Here is a 17,265-nt window from a genome sequence, read left to right on the forward strand (position 1 = left end):
GACATGGCACAGAACGAGAAGCTCGCCGAGCTGTCGCAGGCGGGGGTCGCCGTCTGGCTCGACGACCTGTCCCGCGACCGCATCCGCAGCGGGAACCTGCAGTCGCTGGTCGACGAGCACTCCGTCGTCGGCGTCACCACCAACCCGACGATCTTCGCCGCGGCGATCAGCGGGTCGGACTCCTACGACGACCAGCTGCACGCCCTGGCCGTGCGGAAGGTGAGCGTCGAGGAGGCGCTGCGGACCATCACCGCCGCCGACGTCCGCGACGCCTGCGACCTGCTCGCGCCGGTCGCGCAGCGGCAGCCCGGCGACGGGCGGGTGTCGCTGGAGGTGGCGCCGGGCCTGGCGCACGACACCGACGCGACGGCGGCGGAGGCCGCGCACCTGTGGTGGCTGGTCGACCGGCCGAACCTGTTCATCAAGATCCCGGCGACCGAGGCCGGCCTGTCGGCGATCACCACCTCGATCGCGCGCGGGATCAGCGTCAACGTCACCCTCATCTTCAGCCTCGAGCGGTACCGCGCCGTCATGGACGCCTACCTCAGCGGGCTGGAGCAGCGGGTCGCCGACGGCGGCTCGCTGGAGGGCATCGCGTCGGTGGCGTCGTTCTTCGTCTCCCGCGTGGACAGCGAGATCGACAAGCGGCTGGAGAAGGCCGGTGCCGACCAGCTCAAGGGCAAGGCCGCGCTGGCCAACGCCCAGCTGGCCTACCAGGCCTACGAGGAGGTCTTCTCCTCCGACCGCTGGCAGGCCCTGGAGGCGAAGGGTGCCCGCCCGCAGCGGCCGCTGTGGGCCTCGACCGGCGTCAAGGACCCGGCCTACCCCGACACCCTCTACGTCAGCGAGCTCATCGCCCCCGGCACGGTCAACACCATGCCGGAGAAGACGATGAAGGCCTACGCCGACCACGGCGCGGCCGGCACCCCGGTGCAGCAGACCTACGAGGACGCCGCCTCGGTGATGAAGGCCGTCGCCGACGCCGGGGTCGACCTCGACGACGTGTTCCGCGTCCTGGAGGACGAGGGCGTGCAGAAGTTCGTCGACTCCTGGGACGAGCTCACCGCGTCGGTGAAGAGCGAGCTCGAGGACAAGGCGTGACCCTGCAGCTCCGCTGCAGCGGCCTCGACCGGCTGACGCGAGCCCTCGGCTGACCCCGCTCCGCGGGACCCCCACGCCCGGCCGGGACACCCGTCCCGGCCGGGCGTCCCGCACCCACCTCCAGGAGGGTCCATGATCCCCAACCCGCTCCGGGACCCCCGGGACCGGCGGTTGCCCCGCGTCCCCGAACCCTGCGCCCTCGTCGTCTTCGGCATCACCGGCGACCTGGCCCGCAAGAAGCTGCTGCCCGCCGTCTACGACCTGGCCAACCGCGGCCTGCTGCCCACCAACTTCGCGCTGCTGGGCTTCGCCCGCCGCGACTGGGGCGACCAGGATTTCGCCGAGCTCGCCCGCGACGCCGCCCGCAACGCCGCCCGCACCCCGTGGCGCGAGGAGGTGTGGGAGCGGCTGGCGGCCAGCGTCCGCTTCGTGCAGGGCTCCTTCGACGACGACAACGCCTTCGACGAGCTGGCCAACGCGCTCTCGGACCTGGAGAGCAGCCACGGCATCGGCGGCAACGCGGCGTTCTACCTGTCGATCCCGCCGGCGATGTTCCCGGTGGTGCTCAAGCAGATGCAGCGCACCCGCATGGCCGAGAGCACCCCGGACCGGTGGCGCCGCGTCGTCGTCGAGAAGCCCTTCGGCACCGACCTGGCCTCCAGCCGCGAGCTCAACGAGCTGGTCGACTCGGTGTTCAGCGCCGAGGACGTCTTCCGCATCGACCACTACCTGGGCAAGGAGACCGTCCAGAACCTCATGGCGCTGCGGTTCGCCAACGAGCTGTTCGAGCCGGTGTGGAACGGCCACCACGTGGACTCCGTGCAGATCACCATGGCCGAGGACGTCGGCATCGGCGGGCGGGCCGGCTTCTACGAGCGCACCGGGGCCGCGCGCGACGTGCTGCAGAACCACCTGCTGCAGCTGCTGGCGCTCACCGCGATGGAGGAGCCGGTCGAGTTCTCCGCCGACGAGATCCGCACCGAGAAGCTCAAGGTGCTGCGCGCGGTCTCGCTGCCGGAGGACCTGCGCACCTTCGCCGTCCGCGGCCAGTACGAGCAGGGCTGGTTGGCCGGGCAGCGCGCGAGGGGCTACCGGCAGGAGGAGGGCGTCGACGAGGCCTCCACCACCGAGACCTACGCCGCCGTCCGGCTCGGGGTGGAGACCCGCCGCTGGGCGGGGGTGCCGTTCTACCTGCGCACCGGCAAGCGGCTGCCCCGCCGGGTCACCGAGATCGCGCTGGTGTTCAAGCGGGCGCCGCACCTGCCCTTCGCCGACACCGACACCGAGGAGCTGGGCAACAACCAGCTCGTCGTCCGCGTCCAGCCCGACGAGGGCGTCACGCTCAAGTTCGGCTCCAAGGTGCCCGGCAGCGTGATGGAGGTCCGGGACGTGTCCATGGACTTCCTGTACGGCGAGCAGTTCACCGAGGCCAGCCCCGAGGCCTACGAGCGGCTGCTGCTCGACGTGCTGCTCGGCGACGCCACGCTCTTCCCGCGCAACGCCGAGGTCGAGGCCTCGTGGTCGGTGATCGACCCGCTCGAGGAGTTCTGGGCCGGCAGCACGCCCGAGCCCTACCGGGCCGGGGAGTGGGGCCCGCGGGCGGCCGACCAGATGCTCGCCGCCGAGGGCCGCCGGTGGCGGCGGCCGTGACCGGCAACGACCGACGGGAGGACACCCGATGACGACACTGTGGGACACCACCGGCTCGGCCGTGGTCAAGGAGCTGGCGGCGCAGCGGCGGACCGGTGGCGCGGTGCTCTCCGGCGTGGCGCTGACGCTGGTCGTGGTCGCCGACGAGGACCGCGTGACCGAGGCCGAGGACGCGGCCACCGTCGCCGCCGAGCAGCACCCCTGCCGCATCCTGGTGGTGGTGCGCCGGCAGATCGAGGCGCCGGTCCCGCGGCTGGACGCCGAGGTGGCCATCGGCGGGCGGCTCGGCCCCGGAGAGGCCGTGGTCATGCGCATGTACGGCCGGCTGGCGCTGCACGCCGAGTCCGTCGTGCTGCCGCTGCTGGCCGCCGACGCCCCCGTCGTCACCTGGTGGCACAGCCAGCCGCCGGCCCGCCTGACCACCGACGCGCTCGCCGTCATCGCCGACCGCCGGATCACCGACAGCACCTCCGCGGCCGACCAGCTCGCCGCGCTGCGCACCCGCGCGCAGGACTACGCGCCCGGGGACACCGACCTGGCCTGGACCCGCACCACCGCCTGGCGGGCGACGCTGACCTCCGCGGTCGACTCGGTCGCCGGCCGCCGCGGCGACGCCGTCGAGGTGCTCGGCGGTCGCGTCGAGGGCGACCCCGGCGCGGCCACCGCCCGGCTGCTGGCCGGCTGGCTGTCCTCCCGCTCCGGGGTGGACGTCGACGTCGTGCCGGCCACCCGCCACGTCGGCGAGACCGGCGTCGACTCCGTCGTCCTGCAGCTGGACCAGGACGAGGAGGTGCGGGTGCACACCGACCGCCGCGGCGGCGCGGTGATCAGCCAGCCCTACCGGCCCGACGCGACCCTGGCGCTGCCCGACCGGTCGCTGGGCGACCTGCTCGGCGAGGAGCTGCGGCGGCTGGACCCCGACGAGCCCTACGCCGAGGCGCTCGAGGTGACCACCGGCGTCACCGGCCTGGCCGGCCGGGCCGCGGTGCGCGCGCACGTGTGGGTCGATCCCGCGGAGCAGGACGGCGGGGGCTCGCCGGACGGCGTCGACGCGGCGTCGGTCGGCGAGCACAGCCCGCACGGCGCGGCCCCGACCGTGCCACCGGACTCCGAGGGCGCCGACGAGGTGGCCGAGCACGGCGAGCACGACACCCCCGACCCGACCGCTCCGGAGGCGGTCCGGTGACGCTGCCCCCCGGCGACCGGATCGCCGCCCGGCTGGCCGAGCGCACCGACGGGCCGGTGCCCGACGTCGTGGTCGAGCCCGACGCCGAGCAGCTGGCGCGGGCGGCCGCGGCGGCGCTGGTGGCCCGGCTGACCGCCGCGCAGGCGGTGCACGGGACGGCGTCGGTGGTGCTCACCGGCGGCGGCGTGGGCACCGCGGTGCTGCGGCACGTGGCCGGGCTGGCCGAGGAGCCCGCCCCCGGCCAGGACCTGGACTGGACGGCGGTCGACGTGTGGTGGGGCGACGAGCGCTTCGTGCCCGCCGACGACGACGAGCGCAACGAGAAGGGCGCCCGCGAGGCGCTGCTGGACCGGGTCGGCGTGCCCGCCGAGCGGGTGCACGCGATGCCGGCCGCCGACGCCGGCTTCGCCACCCCGGAGGACGCCGCGGAGTGGTACGCGGGGCAGCTCGCGGCCGCCGCGGAGGACGGCCCGCTCCCCCGCTTCGACGTGCTGCTGCTCGGGATGGGCCCGGAGGGCCACGTGGCGTCGGTCTTCCCGCGCTCACCGGCCGCCTCCGACGAGCGCCCGGTGGTCGCCGTCCGGGACTGCCCCAAGCCCCCGCCGACGCGGGTGAGCCTCGGGTTCCCCGCGATCACCAGCGCCGAGGAGGTCTGGCTGCTCGTCTCCGGCGAGGGCAAGGCCGAGGCCGTGGCGGCCGCGCTCGGCGGCGCGGACCCACTCGACCTGCCCGCCGCCGGCGCCCGCGGCCGGCGGGCCACCCGCTGGCTGCTCGACGCCGCGGCGGCCAGCGGGTTGCCCGGCGCGGAGGACTGACCGCCGGGAGGGCTCAGGCGCCGCGGCGGGCCCGGAGCTTGGCGAGGGCCTCCTCGAGGAGCGCGTCGCCGTCGGCGTCGCTGCGCCGCTCGCGCACGTAGGCCAGGTGCGTCTTGTACGGCTCGGTCCGCGGTGCCGGTGGGGGCGCCTGCTGGTCCTGACCGGCGGGCAGTCCGCACCGGGGGCAGTCCCACAGCTCGGGGACCTCGGCGTCGGTGGCGAAGGCCACCTGCGTCTCGTGCCCCTGGCTGCACCAGTAGGACATCCGGTTGCGCGGCGCCGCCTCACCGCGCTCGGCCTCACCCATCGGACCCGCACCGACCCGGGTGCCCCGGATCGCGTTGCCACCAGCCACGAGCGTCCCCTCAGAACCGACGTGCCGTCCGTGCTGCGGCGCGAGCGCACCGCTGGGGCAGTCTATGGCCTGCGACGTGTACGCCCGGTCACGATCTCGCGGCTTTTCTCCCAGTTCAGACCTGGGGAGGGCGCGTTCAGATCTTCAGCAGGATGCCCAGCGTCACGATGCACACCGTCCAGACCAGGCCGGTGAACACGGTGAGCCGGTTGAGGTTCTTCTCCACCACGGAGGAGCCCGACAGCTGCGAGGACACCGCGCCGCCGAACATCGAGGACAGGCCGCCCCCCTTGCCGCGGTGCAGCAGGATGAGCACCACGAGCAGCACGCTGGTCAGCACCAGCACCACGTTGAGGACGAGCTCGAACACGACCCCAGGGTAACTGGTGCCCGCCGGCGCCCCGGTCAGCGCACGCCGGCGGTGGCCAGGTCGTAGCCGCCGTAGGGCTGCATGACCACGCCGTTGCGCAGCCGCTGCCCGGCCAGGAGCTGCACCCGGGCCTCCACCAGCGGCACGTAGGCGTCGCTGGCCCGGGCCGCCGTGGCGAGCTCGCGCCACCCGGACACGGCGGCGGCGGGGTCGGCCGCCGCGCGGGCGGCGTCCACCAGGCCGGACAGCGCGGGGTCGGTGAGCCGGGCGTAGTTGGTGTTGCCCGGGTCGCTCACCGACCGGCCGTCGGCCAGCGGCACGAGGAACGAGCCCGGCGTCGGGAAGTCGGCCCGCCAGGTGACCAGCACGATGCCGTAGCCGTTGCGGGCCACGTTGTCCGGCGAGCCGACCTCGGTGGCGTAGAAGCTGGCGGCCGGCAGGGGGCGCACCTCCACGTCGATCCCGACGGCGCCGAGCTGGCCGGCGACCTCCTCGGCGACCTCGATGCTGGCCTGCGCGTCGGGCACGGCGAGCACCGTGCTGAACCCGTCGGGCCGGCCGCAGGCGGCCAGCGACGCCCGGGCGGCGCCGGGGTCGGCGCCGGGGTCGGGCTCCTCCGGCCCGCCGGCCACCGCCCGCGGCCACAGCTGCGAGGTGCGGACGGCGTTGTCCGCGCCGCCGACGGCCGCCTGGACGGCGGCGCGGTCGACCGCCGCGGCCACCGCGGCCCGGCAGTCCCCGTCGTCCATCGGCGCCACGTCGGTGGGCAGCGCCAGCATGCGCACCGCGCCGCTGGTCACGTCGTCGACCCGGTCGGTCAGCGGCACCTCGCCGCCGGCCTCGGCCAGCCGGGAGCTGGTGGCCGGGTGCACGCCGGTGCCGGAGATGTCGACGTCGGCCGACCCGGCCAGCAGCGCCTGGTCGCGCTCGAGCTGGGACAGCCCGGTGCGGACGACGACCCGGTCGGGGAGCGCGGTGCGCAGCCCGTCGCCGGCGGCGTCCCACTGCGGGTTGCGGTCGAGCACGATGCCGGTCTCGGGGTCGACGGTGGTGACCGCGTAGGGGCCCGAGGAGACCGGGTCGCCGCCGTAGCCCGCGCCGGTGTCGTTCTCCACCGGCACCGGGCTGCTCGCCGGCAGCGCCAGGACGTACGGGAAGTCCGGCTCGGCGTAGCGCAGCCGGAACACGATGGTCAGGTCGTCGGGCGTCTCCACCGCGGCCAGTCCGAGCCGGGCGGGGTCCTCGTCCTGGTAGGGCCCGGCGTAGGGGTTCGCGGGGTCGTCGAGCAGGCCCACGGCGTAGGTGGGGCCGCCGACGACGACGTCGGAGGCGAAGGAGCGCTCGATGCCGTACTTGACGTCGCGCGCGGTGATCGGCCGGCCGTTCTCGAAGCGGGCGCCCTCGCGGAGGGTGAACGTCCAGGTCAGCCCGCCGTCGTCGGTGGTGCCGGTGTCCGTGGCGAGGTCGGGCACCAGCTGCGCGGTGCTGCCCGGCTCCGGGGAGTAGGTGACCAGCGTGCGGGTGTAGAGCCGCATGAGGTTCCACACGCCGGGCTGGTAGGAGACCTGCGGGTCGAGGCTGTCGACGTCGCCGGTGACGACGCGCAGCGTCCCGCCGGTGCGCTCCGACGCGGCGCGCACGCCCTCGACGCCGGCGTCCGGGCCGTCGCCCAGCACCGGCACGGCGGTGGCCGACTCGCGCCCGCCGCCGCAGCTCACCGCCAGGACGACCACGAGCAGCACGACGACGGCCAGGCCGAGCACCCGGCCGGGGACGCCGCGCAGCCACGCGGGCAGCCGGCCGGACCGGGAGCGGGTGGGTCCCTGCTGCGTGCTGTCCACCCACCCGCCCCCACTGGGCCGCCGGGGCGCTAGCTGCCCTCGGCGGCGATCCGACAGATCTGTGCGAACTCGTCGGCGTCCAGGCTCGCGCCACCGACCAGTGCACCGTCGACGTCCGGCCCGGCCAGGATCCCGGCCGTGTTCGCGGCCTTCACCGACCCGCCGTAGAGGATACGGACGATGCCTGCCGTCTCCGCGCCGAAACGCTCGGCGAGCCGTGACCGGAGGGCACCGCACACCTCCTGCGCGTCGTCGGGGGTGGCGACCTCGCCGGTGCCGATGGCCCACACCGGTTCGTAGGCGACGACGACACCGGTCCCCTCGCCCGCGGCGGTCAGCTGCTCGGCCGACAGGCCCTCGAGCGCGGCGTCGAGCTGGGCGGTGCAGTGCGGCACGTGCGTGCCGGCCCGGCGCACGTCGAGCCCCTCGCCCACGCAGAGGATCGGCGTGATCCCGTGCCGCAGCGCGGCCTGCACCTTGCCGGCCACGACCGCGTCGTCCTCGGCGTGCAGGGCCCGCCGCTCGGAGTGCCCGACGACGACGTAGCGGCAGGCCAGGGCGGCGAGCATGCCGCCGCTGACCTCGCCGGTGTAGGCGCCGGAGTCCTGCGCCGAGAGGTCCTGCGCGCCGTAGCCGACGGCCAGCTGGTCGCCGGTCACCAGCGTCTGCACGCTGCGCAGCGCGGTGAACGGCGGGAGGACGACGACCTCCGCGACGTCGAGCTGCTTCTCGGTGAGGCTGAAGACGAGCTTCTGCACCAGGCCGATGGCCTCCAGGTGCGTCAGGTGCATCTTCCAGTTGCCCGCGATGAGCGGGCGCCGACCCTCGCGCGGGGCCGGCGGCTGCCTGCGTGCCATCTGCGTCTCCTCAGTCCGCGAGCACCGCGAGGCCGGGGAGCTCCCGGCCCTCGAGGAACTCCAGCGACGCGCCGCCGCCGGTGCTGATGTGCCCGTAGGCCGCCTCGTCGAGGCCGAGCACGCGGACGGCCGCCGCGGAGTCGCCCCCGCCGACGACCGACAGGCCGTCGACGGCGCCCACGGCCTCGGCCACACCCCGGGTGCCGGCCTGGAACGGCGCCAGCTCGAACACGCCCATCGGGCCGTTCCAGAACACCGTGCGGGCGTCCGCCAGCTCACGGCCGAACGCCTCGACGGTGCGCGGGCCGACGTCGAGGCCCATCTGCCCCTCGGGGATCTCCTCGGCCGGGACGACGGCGGTCTCCACGTCGGCGCTGAACTCCGGCGCCACCACGACGTCGACCGGGAGCACGATCCGCTCGCCGGCCTCGTCGAGCAGCCGCCGGCAGGTGTCGACCTGGTCGGCCTCCAGCAGCGACCTCCCGACCCCGTGGCCCTGCGCGGCGAGGAAGGTGAAGCACATGCCGCCGCCGACGAGCAGCCGGTCGACCTTGGGCAGCAGCGCCTCGATGACGGCCAGCTTGTCGCTGACCTTCGAGCCGCCGAGCACCACCACGTAGGGCCGCTCGGGGTCGGTGGTCAGCCGGGTCAGCACGTCGAGCTCGGCGGCCACCAGGCGGCCGGCCACGTGCGGCAGCCGCTGGGCGACGTCGTACACCGACGCGTGCTTCCGGTGCACCGCACCGAAGGCGTCGTCGACGTAGACGTCGGCCAGCGCGGCGAGCCGGTCGGCCAGCTCGCCGCGCTCGGCGCCGTCCTTGCTGGTCTCGGCGGCCTCGAAGCGCACGTTCTCCAGCAGCAGCAGGTCGCCGTCGGCGAGGGCCCCTGCCCGGGCGCGGGCGTCGTCGCCGGCGACGTCGGCGGCCAGCGGCACCCGGGTGCCGAGCAGCTCGCCGAGCCGCTCGGCCACCGGGGCCAGCGAGTACTGCGGGTCCGGCGCGCCCTTGGGGCGGCCCAGGTGCGCGGCCACGACGACGCGGGCGCCGGCGTCGCGCAGTGCCTGCAGCGTCGGGAGGCTGGCCCGGATGCGGCCGTCGTCGGTGATGGCGCGGGTCTGCTTGTCGAGGGGGACGTTCAGGTCGGTGCGCACGAGCACGCGCCGGCCGGACACCCCCTCGGCGAGCAGGTCGTCGAGGGAGCGCATCAGGTTACAGCGAGCGGCCGACGAGCTCGACGGAGTCGACCAGCCGGTTGGAGTAGCCCCACTCGTTGTCGTACCAGCCGAGCACCTTGGCCATCGGGCCGAAGACCTTGGTCAGCTTGCTGTCGTAGATGCAGCTGGCCGGGTCGGTGACGATGTCGGAGGAGACGATCGGCGCGTCGGTGTACTTGAGGATGCCGGCGAGCGGGCCCGAGGCGGCCTCGCGGTAGGCGGCGTCGATCTCGTCGGCCGGCACCTCGCGGGAGAGCTGCACGGTGAGGTCGGTGGCCGAGCCGGTGGGCACCGGGACGCGGACGGCGTAGCCGTCGAGCTTGCCCTGCAGCTCGGGCAGCACCAGGCCGATGGCCTTCGCGGCACCGGTGCTGGTCGGGACCATGTTGAGCGCGGCGGCGCGGGCGCGGCGCAGGTCCTTGTGCGGGCCGTCCTGCAGGTTCTGGTCGGCGGTGTAGGCGTGGATCGTGGTCATCAGGCCGCGCTCGATGCCGAAGGCGTCGTTGAGCACCTTGGCCAGCGGGGCCAGGCAGTTGGTGGTGCAGGACGCGTTGCTGATGATCGTCTGCGAGCCGTCGTACTTGTCGTGGTTGACGCCCATGACGATGGTCAGGTCGTCACCGGTGGCCGGCGCCGAGATGACCACCTTCTTGGCGCCGCCCTTGTCGACGTGCTGGCGGGCCGCCTCGGCCTTGGTGAAGAAGCCGGTGGACTCGACCACGACGTCGACCCCGAGGTCGCCCCAGGGCAGGTCGGCCGGGTCGCGCTCGGAGAGCACCTTCATCGTGCTCCCGGCGATCTTGATGCCCTCGCCGTCGGCGGCGACGTCCTCGGACAGCACGCCCAGGACGCTGTCGTACTTCAGCAGGTGGGCGAGGACCTCGGGGCTGGTCAGGTCGTTGACCGCCACGATCTCGACGTCCTTGCCGCTGGCCGCGGCCGCCCGCCAGAAGTTGCGCCCGATCCGGCCGAAGCCGTTGATGCCCACCCGTACGGTCACGGTGACCTCCTGTGCTGGTTGTCGCCTCCGGTCGACCGCGCGAGCGCGCGGCCGCGATCGGCGACGACCCTATCGGCCGCGGGCGTGGTCGTCCGGTCGAGGTCCGGCCCCGGGACGGCGACGGGGCGCCCCCCGCCGCTGCGGGAGGCGCCCCGTGGCGCACGCCGGGCCGGCCGGCTACTGGGCGAGCATGTCGTCGGTGACGACCGACTCGGTGTCGGGGATGCCGAGGTCCTTGGCCCGCTTGTCGGCCATGGCGAGCAGACGCCTTATCCGGCCGGCGACGGCGTCCTTGGTCATCGGCGGGTCGGCGCGCTGGCCCAGCTCCTCGAGCGAGGCCTGCCCGTGCTCGAGGCGCAGCCGGCCGGCGACCAGCAGGTGCTCGGGGGCGTCGCCGGCGAGGATCTCCAGCGCCCGCTCCACCCGCGCGCTGGCCGCGACCGCGGCGCGGGCCGAGCGGCGCAGGTTGGCGTCGTCGAAGTTGGCCAGCCGGTTGGCCGTGGCCCGGACCTCGCGGCGCATCCGCCGCTCCTCCCAGGCGAGGACGGCGTCGTGGGCACCCATCCGGGTGAGCAGCGCGCTGATCGCGTCGCCGTCGCGGACGACGACCCGGTCGGCGCCGCGCACCTCGCGGGCCTTGGCGGCGATGCCCAGCCGGCGGGCGGCGCCCACCAGGGCCATGGCCGCCTCCGGGCCCGGGCACGTGACCTCCAGGGAGGACGAGCGGCCGGGCTCGGTGAGCGAGCCGTGTGCGAGGAAGGCGCCCCGCCAGGCGGCCTCGGCGTCGTTGATGCTGCCCGACACCACCGACGGCGGCAGGCCGCGCACCGGGCGGCCGCGCTGGTCGACCAGCCCGGTCTGCCGGGCCAGGCCCTCGCCGTGCTTGGCGATCCGCACGAGGTAGCGCACGCCGCGGCGGATGTTGCCGCCGGCCAGCACGCTCACCCCGCTGGTGTAGCCGTACACCTCGCTGATGTCCCGCCGCAGCCGGCGGGCGACGGAGCCGGTGTCCAGCTCGGCCTCGATCACCACGCGGCCGCCCACGATGTGCAGCCCCCCGGAGAAGCGCAGCAGCGCGGTCACCTCGGCCTTGCGCTCGGAGGTCCGCGTGCACTCCACCCGGGACAGCTCGTCCTTGACCATGGCGGTCATCGCCACGACGACCACCTCCTGATCTGCGGCGCCATGCTCGGCGTCACCTCTCCCCCTCGTACCGTCCGGGCACCTCGGTCCCGGTGCACCCGCTCCGCACCCCTCCCCGTTCCCGCGGCCCGGCGACCGGTGCCAGCGCGGCTGCCAGCCGCGCGGGGTCGTGGCGCGGCTGGCCGTCGAGCTCGGCGACCGGAGCCAGCAGGAGCTCGGCGCCGCACTCACGCACTGCAGACAGCAGACCACAGCGGTCAACCACCGATTCAGCGTCGGCGATCACCGTGTGCAGCGCCACACCGTCCAGGTGGGCCTGCAGCACCCGCAGGTGCTCCTCCGGCGAGAAGCCGTCGGTCTCCCCCGGCTGCGGTTCCAGGTTGAGCACCACCACGACGCGGGCCGGGCTCTCGGCCAGCGCCCGGCGCAGCCGCGGCACCAGGAGGTGCGGCAGCACCGAGGTGTACCAGGACCCCGGGCCCAGCGACACCACGTCGGCGGCCGCGATGGCGGCGAGCACGTCGGGGTGCACGGGCGGGTCGGGCGGTGCGACGAGGATCTCCCGCACCCGGCCGGGGGTGGAGGCGATCGCCACCTGCCCGCGGATGGTGCGGGTGCGCGCCGGGTCGTCGGGGTCGGCGGTCTCCACGCGGGCGACCAGGTCCAGCGGCACGTCGGCCATGGGCAGCACCCGGCCGCACGCGCCGACCATCCCGGCCACGGCGTCGAGGGCGCGGACGGTGTCGCCGCCGTGCAGCTCCACCAGCCCGGTGAGCAGCAGGTTGCCCACCGGGTGGCCGGCGAGCACGCCGGAGCCGCCGAAGCGGTGCTGCAGCAGCCGGGCCATCTCCTGGCACGCGGGGTCCTCCCCCGCCAGCGCGGCCAGCGCCATCCGCAGGTCACCGGGCGGGAGCACCGGCATCTCGCGGCGGATCCGGCCCGACGAGCCGCCGTCGTCGGCGACGGTGACGACGGCGGTCAGCTCGTCGGTGAGCCGGCGCCAGGCCGCCAGCGCCGCGGCCAGGCCGTGGCCGCCACCGAAGGCGACCACCCGGGGACCGCCGGACCCGGGCGCCGTGGGTGCGGTGCCCACTACTCGCGCCCCAGGTCGCGGTGACGGGCGACCGCGTCGATGCCCTCGGCCCGCAGCCGCCGGGCGAACTCCTCGGCGATGGCGACGCTGCGGTGCTTGCCGCCGGTGCACCCGACCGCGAGCGTCAGGTAGCGCTTGCCCTCCCGCCGGTAGCCGGGCACCAGCAGCCGCAGCACGTCGGTGTAGCGGTCGAGGAACGGTCCGGCGTCCTCCTGGCCGAGCACGTAGTCGCGGACGTCGGGGTCCTGCCCGGTGTGCGGCCGCAGCTCGGGCAGCCAGTGCGGGTTGGGCAGGAACCGGGCGTCGACGACGAGGTCGGCGTCCAGCGGCAGGCCGTACTTGAAGCCGAAGCTGAGCACGGTCGCCGTCAGCGGCGGGGTGCGCCCCTCGCGGGCGAAGGCGTTCTCCAGCGTGGCGCGCAGCTGGTGCACGTTGAGGTCGCTGGTGTCCACCCACAGGTCGGCCTCACCGGCGATGCCGGCCACCAGGGCCCGCTCCGCGGTGATGCCGTCGAGGATGCGGCCCGAGCCCTGCAGCGGGTGCTCGCGCCGGTTGGACTCGTAGCGGCGGACCAGCACCTCGTCGCGGGCGTGCACGTACACCACCCGCGGCCGGTGCCCGGCCTCGGCGAGCACGCGGATGGCCTCCTGCAGGTCGCTGGAGAACGCCCGGCTGCGGACGTCGACCACGGCGGCGAACCGGCGGACGTCGCCGCGCGCGCCGAGCTCGACCATCGGCCGCAGCAGCGCCGGCGGCAGGTTGTCGACGACGTACCAGCCGAGGTCCTCCAGCACCCGCCCGGCGCTGTTCTTGCCCGCGCCGGACAGCCCGGTGACCACCACGACCTCGAGCGGCGGGGTCTCGGTGCCGGCGGGGTCGAGCCCGGCCGGCACGCCCGACTGGGGGCCCGCGACGCCGTCGGCCGGGGACGCGGCGGGACCGCCGGCCGCGGCGCCCGCGCCCGACTCCGGGGGTGCGCTCACGAGGCGACCCGGCCGACCTCGGCGGTCTCCCCGGCGCCGGGGCGCGGGGTGCCCCGTTCCGCCGGCCCCGTGGGCGCCGTGGTGCTCTCCACGACCTCGACGCTCTCCCCGGCCTCGCCGGCCGCCCCGTCGGCCGCGGGCTCGGCCACCGCGGCCAGCACCGCCTCCGCCGTCCGCCGGCCGATGCCGGGGACGGCCATCAGCTCGTCGACCGAGGCCGCGCGCAGCCGCTTGAGCGACCCGAACTGCTTCATCAGCGCCTTCCGCCGCGTCTCCCCGAGACCGGGGACGTCGTCCAACAGGGAGACCAGCATGCCGACCGACCGCTTCTGGCGGTGGTAGGTGATCGCGAACCGGTGGGCCTCGTCCCGCACCCGCTGCAGCAGGTACAGCGCCTCGGAGGTGCGCGGCAGGACCACCGGGTCGCTCTCCCCGGGCAGCCACACCTCCTCCATCCGCTTGGCCAGCCCGCAGACGGCGACGTCGACGATGCCGAGCTCGTCGAGGGAGCGGGCCGCGGCGGCCACCTGCGGGGCGCCGCCGTCGACGACGAGCAGGTTCGGCGGGTAGGCGAACCGGCGCGGCCGGCCCTCCTCCGCGGCGACGCCCTGCTCGTCGCGCCGGTCGGCCTCCTCCTTGAGGTGGCGGGCGAACCGGCGGCGGACCACCTCGGCCATCGCCGCGGTGTCGTCGGTGCCGTGCTGGACGGAGAAGCGGCGGTAGTCGGACTTCTTGGCCAGGCCGTCCTCGAACACGACCATCGAGGCGACCACGTTGGTCTGCTGCACGTGCGAGACGTCGATGCACTCGATGCGCAGCGGCGCCTCGGGCAGCTCGAGGGCCTCCTGCAGCTCGGAGAGGGCGAGCGACCGCGCCGTCAGGTCGCTGGAGCGCTTGACCCGGTGCCGGGCGAACGCCTCCTTGGCGTTGCGCTCGACGGTCTCCAGCAGGCTGCGCTTGTCGCCGCGCTGCGGCACCCGCAGCGACACCCGCGAGCCGCGCAGCTCCGACAGCAGGTCCTCGTACACGTCGGCGTCGTCGGGCAGCTCGGGGACCAGCACCTCCTTGGGCACCGCCTCCCCGGCCTCGCCGGTGCCGGTCTGCTCGTCGACGCCGCCGTAGACCTGCAGGAGGAACTGCTCGACGAGCTCGCCGGTACTGACCTCCTCGACCTTGTCGATGATCCAGCCGCGCTGGCCGCGGACCCGGCCGCCGCGGACGTGGAACACCTGGACGGCGGCCTCGAGCTCGTCCTGCGCGAAGGCGACGACGTCGGCGTCGGTGCCGTCACCGAGGACGACGGCCTGCTTCTCCATCGCCCGGTTGAGCGCGCCGAGGTCGTCGCGCAGCCGGGCCGCCTTCTCGTACTCCATGGCCTCGGCGGCCTCGGCCATCTCCCGCTGGAGCCGCTTGACCATGAGGTCGGTGCGGCCGGCCATGAAGTCGCAGAAGTCGTCGACGATCGCGCGGTGCTCCTCGGCGCTGACCCGGCCCACGCAAGGCGCGGCGCACTTGCCGATGTAGCCGAGCAGGCAGGGCCGGCCGATCTGCCCGGCGCGCTTGAAGACGCCGTTCGAGCAGGTCCGGGCGGGGAAGACGCGGGTGAGCGTGTCGAGCGTCTCGCGGATCGCCCAGGCGTGGGCGTAGGGGCCGAAGTAGCGGACGCCCTTCTTCTTCGGCCCGCGCATCACCTGCAGCCGCGGGTAGTCCTCGTTCAGCGTGACGGCGAGGCTGGGGTAGCTCTTGTCGTCGCGGTAGCGGACGTTGAACCGCGGGTCGAACTCCTTGATCCAGTTGTACTCGAGCTGGAGCGCCTCGACCTCGGTGCCGACGACGGTCCACTCGACGCTGGCCGCCGTCGTCACCATCTGGCGGGTGCGCGGGTGCAGGCCGGCGACGTCGGCGAAGTAGCTGTTGAGCCGCTGCCGGAGGCTCTTGGCCTTGCCGACGTAGACGACGCGGCCGTTCGGGTCGCGGAACTTGTAGACCCCGGGGTCCTCCGGGATGCTGCCGACCGCGGGGCGGTACGTGGACGGGTCGGGCATGGGTCCCAGGTTAGGTCGGGGGGACGACACCGGTGTGGTTCGCCCCCGCCCGGCCCCAGCCGCCGCTCACCCGGCCAGCCGCTGTTCGAGCCAGGCCAGCAGGTCGGCGGTCACCTCGTCGCGGTTGGTCTCGTTGAACACCTCGTGCCGGGCGTCGGGGTAGACCTGCTGCTCCACCGGCAGCCCGCGGTCGCGCAGCAGGCCGGCCAGCGCGGTGACGAACTCGGCGTCGTCGCCGCCGACCGGGTCGCGGGAGCCGGAGAGCAGCAGCACCGGCAGGCCGGCGGGCAGCCGGTCGAGGCTGTCCGGGGAGGCCGAGCCGGCGACGAGGGCGAACATGCCGGCGCCGTAGCCGTACGTGGGCGGGACGTCGTCGCCGCAGAGCGGGTCGGCGAGGTAGGCGTCGACCTCGGCCGGGTCGCGCGACAGCCAGTCGTAGGGGGTGCGCGCGGGCTCGAAGGGCGCGTTGAACGCGCCCAGGACGGCCATCGGCTCCTCCGCCGACCCCGCGGCGACGGCGGCCTGCAGGTCGGGCACGCTCGCGGCGAGCCCGGGCGCGGTGCCCAGCGGCCCGGACAGCACGAGGCCGGCCAGCCCGGCGCCGTCCCGCGCCGCGGAGGCCAGCGCGACGGCCGAGCCGAGCGAGTGGCCGAGGAGGAACCGCGGGACGCCGGGGTGGTCGGCGGCGAGCCGCTCCCCCAGGTCGCGGACGTCGTCCAGCACCGCGTCGCCGCCCGCCCCGTCGCCGAAGCGGCCGGGCCCGGTCGACTCCGCGGTCCGCCCGTGCCCGCGCTGGTCGAGCGCGCCGACGGCGACGCCGCGGGCGGTGAGCGCGGCGGCCAGCCGGCCGTAGCGGCCGGCGTGCTCGGAGAGCCCGTGGACGACCTGCAGGACGGCCCGCACCTCGCCGTCGGGCGTCCAGCGGCGCTCGGCGAGCCGGGCACCGTCGGCGGCGGGGACGAAGGTGGGGTCGGTCATGGGGCTGGCCTCCTCGGACGGCGTCGTCGGAGGTCACCCTGCCGCGTCGTGGGGCCGGCCGCACGGCCGGCCCGGCCGGTCAGCCGGCGGGACGGGACCGGTGCACCCCGGCCAGGCCGGTCAGGTGCACCGCCGCGACGGCACGCTGCCCGAGGCGGACGCCGCGCGCACCGAGCACGAGCGCCGCGACCGCTCCCACGCCCCCGGCCAGGAACGCAACGGCTCCGGGCACGGCGTCGCCGGTGACGGCGAGCACCGCGACGGTCACCAGCGCGACCAGCACGAGGGTCGACCGGACGCCGCCACCGGAGGGCGGCTTGCCGCAGTGGGACAGGTCGGGGTCGCAGTCGGGCGTGAGCGCGCTCATCGGCGTCTCCTCCATCGCAGGACCCGTCACACCGGCACGCGGCGTGACGTCCGTCACACGGGACGATACGGGCCCCGGCCGGTTCCGCTCAAGTGCTGCCCGGCGGCCCTCAGCCGCCCGCCGGCGGCCCCGTCACCGGGGGCGGTCCGTGGCGTCTCACCCGCCGCGGGACCGCCGGACCCCCGCCCTGCTGAGCAGCGGGCGCAGGGCCGGCGGGGTGTCCCGCGAGCGTTGACGGTCGCCCGTCCCGCAGACACCATGGCGCCGC

The 17,265-nt window shown here is 75.4% G+C and carries 16 protein-coding genes; 4 read left to right on the forward strand and 12 right to left on the reverse strand.

What is annotated here, in order from left to right:
* The first annotated feature begins 3 nt into the window (after nt 1-3).
* From tal to pgl, 4 genes are all read left to right on the forward strand, one after another.
* Entirely contained in the window at nt 4-1,101 is a 1,098-nt protein-coding gene (gene tal, locus BLQ97_RS10695) for a transaldolase (RefSeq protein WP_091365879.1), read from the forward strand.
* A gap of 132 nt (nt 1,102-1,233) precedes the next feature.
* Nucleotides 1,234-2,751: a glucose-6-phosphate dehydrogenase gene (gene zwf / locus BLQ97_RS10700; RefSeq protein ID WP_091365880.1), complete on the forward strand. Its 1,518-nt coding sequence runs from the start codon at nt 1,234-1,236 to the stop codon at nt 2,749-2,751.
* Nucleotides 2,752-2,779: 28 nt separating this feature from the next.
* Complete coding sequence (locus BLQ97_RS10705; RefSeq protein ID WP_091365881.1) at nt 2,780-3,937, forward strand: glucose-6-phosphate dehydrogenase assembly protein OpcA; 1,158 nt, start codon at nt 2,780-2,782, stop codon at nt 3,935-3,937.
* On the forward strand, nt 3,934-4,752 hold the full coding sequence (pgl, locus tag BLQ97_RS10710) for a 6-phosphogluconolactonase (protein ID WP_091365882.1): 819 nt from the start codon (nt 3,934-3,936) through the stop codon (nt 4,750-4,752). The genes BLQ97_RS10705 and pgl overlap by 4 nt, the downstream gene beginning before the upstream one ends.
* A 13-nt stretch (nt 4,753-4,765) precedes the next feature.
* Here pgl and BLQ97_RS10715 read toward each other — a convergent pair whose 3' ends face one another.
* The 12 genes from BLQ97_RS10715 to BLQ97_RS10770 form a co-directional block, all read right to left on the reverse strand.
* Nucleotides 4,766-5,107: an RNA polymerase-binding protein RbpA gene (locus BLQ97_RS10715; RefSeq protein WP_091365883.1), complete on the reverse strand. Its 342-nt coding sequence runs from the start codon at nt 5,105-5,107 to the stop codon at nt 4,766-4,768.
* A gap of 136 nt (nt 5,108-5,243) precedes the next feature.
* Complete coding sequence (gene secG, locus BLQ97_RS10720) at nt 5,244-5,477, reverse strand: preprotein translocase subunit SecG (RefSeq protein ID WP_091365884.1); 234 nt, start codon at nt 5,475-5,477, stop codon at nt 5,244-5,246.
* A 35-nt stretch (nt 5,478-5,512) separates the two neighbouring features.
* On the reverse strand, nt 5,513-7,318 hold the full coding sequence (locus tag BLQ97_RS10725) for an ABC transporter substrate-binding protein (protein WP_091365885.1): 1,806 nt from the start codon (nt 7,316-7,318) through the stop codon (nt 5,513-5,515).
* 29 nt (nt 7,319-7,347) lie between these two features.
* A complete protein-coding gene (tpiA, locus tag BLQ97_RS10730) occupies nt 7,348-8,175 on the reverse strand; it encodes a triose-phosphate isomerase (protein WP_091365886.1) in 828 nt (275 codons plus the stop codon).
* A gap of 10 nt (nt 8,176-8,185) precedes the next feature.
* Nucleotides 8,186-9,379, reverse strand: a complete 1,194-nt coding sequence (locus BLQ97_RS10735) for a phosphoglycerate kinase (RefSeq protein ID WP_091365887.1) — start codon at nt 9,377-9,379, stop codon at nt 8,186-8,188.
* Nucleotides 9,380-9,383: 4 nt separating this feature from the next.
* On the reverse strand, nt 9,384-10,388 hold the full coding sequence (gene gap / locus BLQ97_RS10740; RefSeq protein ID WP_091365888.1) for a type I glyceraldehyde-3-phosphate dehydrogenase: 1,005 nt from the start codon (nt 10,386-10,388) through the stop codon (nt 9,384-9,386).
* Nucleotides 10,389-10,565: 177 nt separating this feature from the next.
* A complete protein-coding gene (gene whiA / locus BLQ97_RS10745) occupies nt 10,566-11,540 on the reverse strand; it encodes a DNA-binding protein WhiA (protein WP_425283686.1) in 975 nt (324 codons plus the stop codon).
* A gap of 43 nt (nt 11,541-11,583) precedes the next feature.
* On the reverse strand, nt 11,584-12,624 hold the full coding sequence (locus BLQ97_RS10750) for a gluconeogenesis factor YvcK family protein (protein ID WP_091365889.1): 1,041 nt from the start codon (nt 12,622-12,624) through the stop codon (nt 11,584-11,586).
* Nucleotides 12,624-13,607, reverse strand: a complete 984-nt coding sequence (rapZ, locus tag BLQ97_RS10755; RefSeq protein WP_245692075.1) for an RNase adapter RapZ — start codon at nt 13,605-13,607, stop codon at nt 12,624-12,626. Before rapZ ends, BLQ97_RS10750 begins: the two co-directional genes overlap by 1 nt.
* Nucleotides 13,604-15,652: an excinuclease ABC subunit UvrC gene (gene uvrC, locus BLQ97_RS10760; protein WP_091365890.1), complete on the reverse strand. Its 2,049-nt coding sequence runs from the start codon at nt 15,650-15,652 to the stop codon at nt 13,604-13,606. Before uvrC ends, rapZ begins: the two co-directional genes overlap by 4 nt.
* A 66-nt stretch (nt 15,653-15,718) precedes the next feature.
* The gene (locus BLQ97_RS10765; protein ID WP_091365891.1) at nt 15,719-16,630 is read right to left on the reverse strand and encodes an alpha/beta fold hydrolase; all 912 of its coding nucleotides are present in this window, start codon (nt 16,628-16,630) and stop codon (nt 15,719-15,721) included.
* A 79-nt stretch (nt 16,631-16,709) separates the two neighbouring features.
* Nucleotides 16,710-16,997, reverse strand: coding sequence for a hypothetical protein (locus tag BLQ97_RS10770; protein WP_091365892.1), 288 nt, complete (start codon nt 16,995-16,997; stop codon nt 16,710-16,712).
* Nucleotides 16,998-17,265: the final 268 nt, after the last annotated feature.

It is taken from the genome of Geodermatophilus telluris (assembly GCF_900102745.1).
Taxonomy (GTDB): Bacteria; Actinomycetota; Actinomycetes; order Mycobacteriales; family Geodermatophilaceae; genus Geodermatophilus; species Geodermatophilus telluris.

Excerpts from the sequence above, each read along its gene's own strand:
- tal (WP_091365879.1), top strand. The coding sequence starts at position 4 with ATGGCACAGAACGAGAAGCTCGCCGAGCTGTCGCAGGCGGGGGTCGCC.
- zwf (WP_091365880.1), top strand. The coding sequence starts at position 1,234 with ATGATCCCCAACCCGCTCCGGGACCCCCGGGACCGGCGGTTGCCCCGC.
- BLQ97_RS10705 (WP_091365881.1), top strand. The coding sequence starts at position 2,780 with ATGACGACACTGTGGGACACCACCGGCTCGGCCGTGGTCAAGGAGCTG.
- tpiA (WP_091365886.1), bottom strand. The coding sequence starts at position 8,175 with ATGGCACGCAGGCAGCCGCCGGCCCCGCGCGAGGGTCGGCGCCCGCTC.
- BLQ97_RS10735 (WP_091365887.1), bottom strand. The coding sequence starts at position 9,379 with ATGCGCTCCCTCGACGACCTGCTCGCCGAGGGGGTGTCCGGCCGGCGC.
- whiA (WP_425283686.1), bottom strand. The coding sequence starts at position 11,540 with ATGACCGCCATGGTCAAGGACGAGCTGTCCCGGGTGGAGTGCACGCGG.
- uvrC (WP_091365890.1), bottom strand. The coding sequence starts at position 15,652 with ATGCCCGACCCGTCCACGTACCGCCCCGCGGTCGGCAGCATCCCGGAG.
- BLQ97_RS10765 (WP_091365891.1), bottom strand. The coding sequence starts at position 16,630 with ATGACCGACCCCACCTTCGTCCCCGCCGCCGACGGTGCCCGGCTCGCC.
- BLQ97_RS10770 (WP_091365892.1), bottom strand. The coding sequence starts at position 16,997 with ATGAGCGCGCTCACGCCCGACTGCGACCCCGACCTGTCCCACTGCGGC.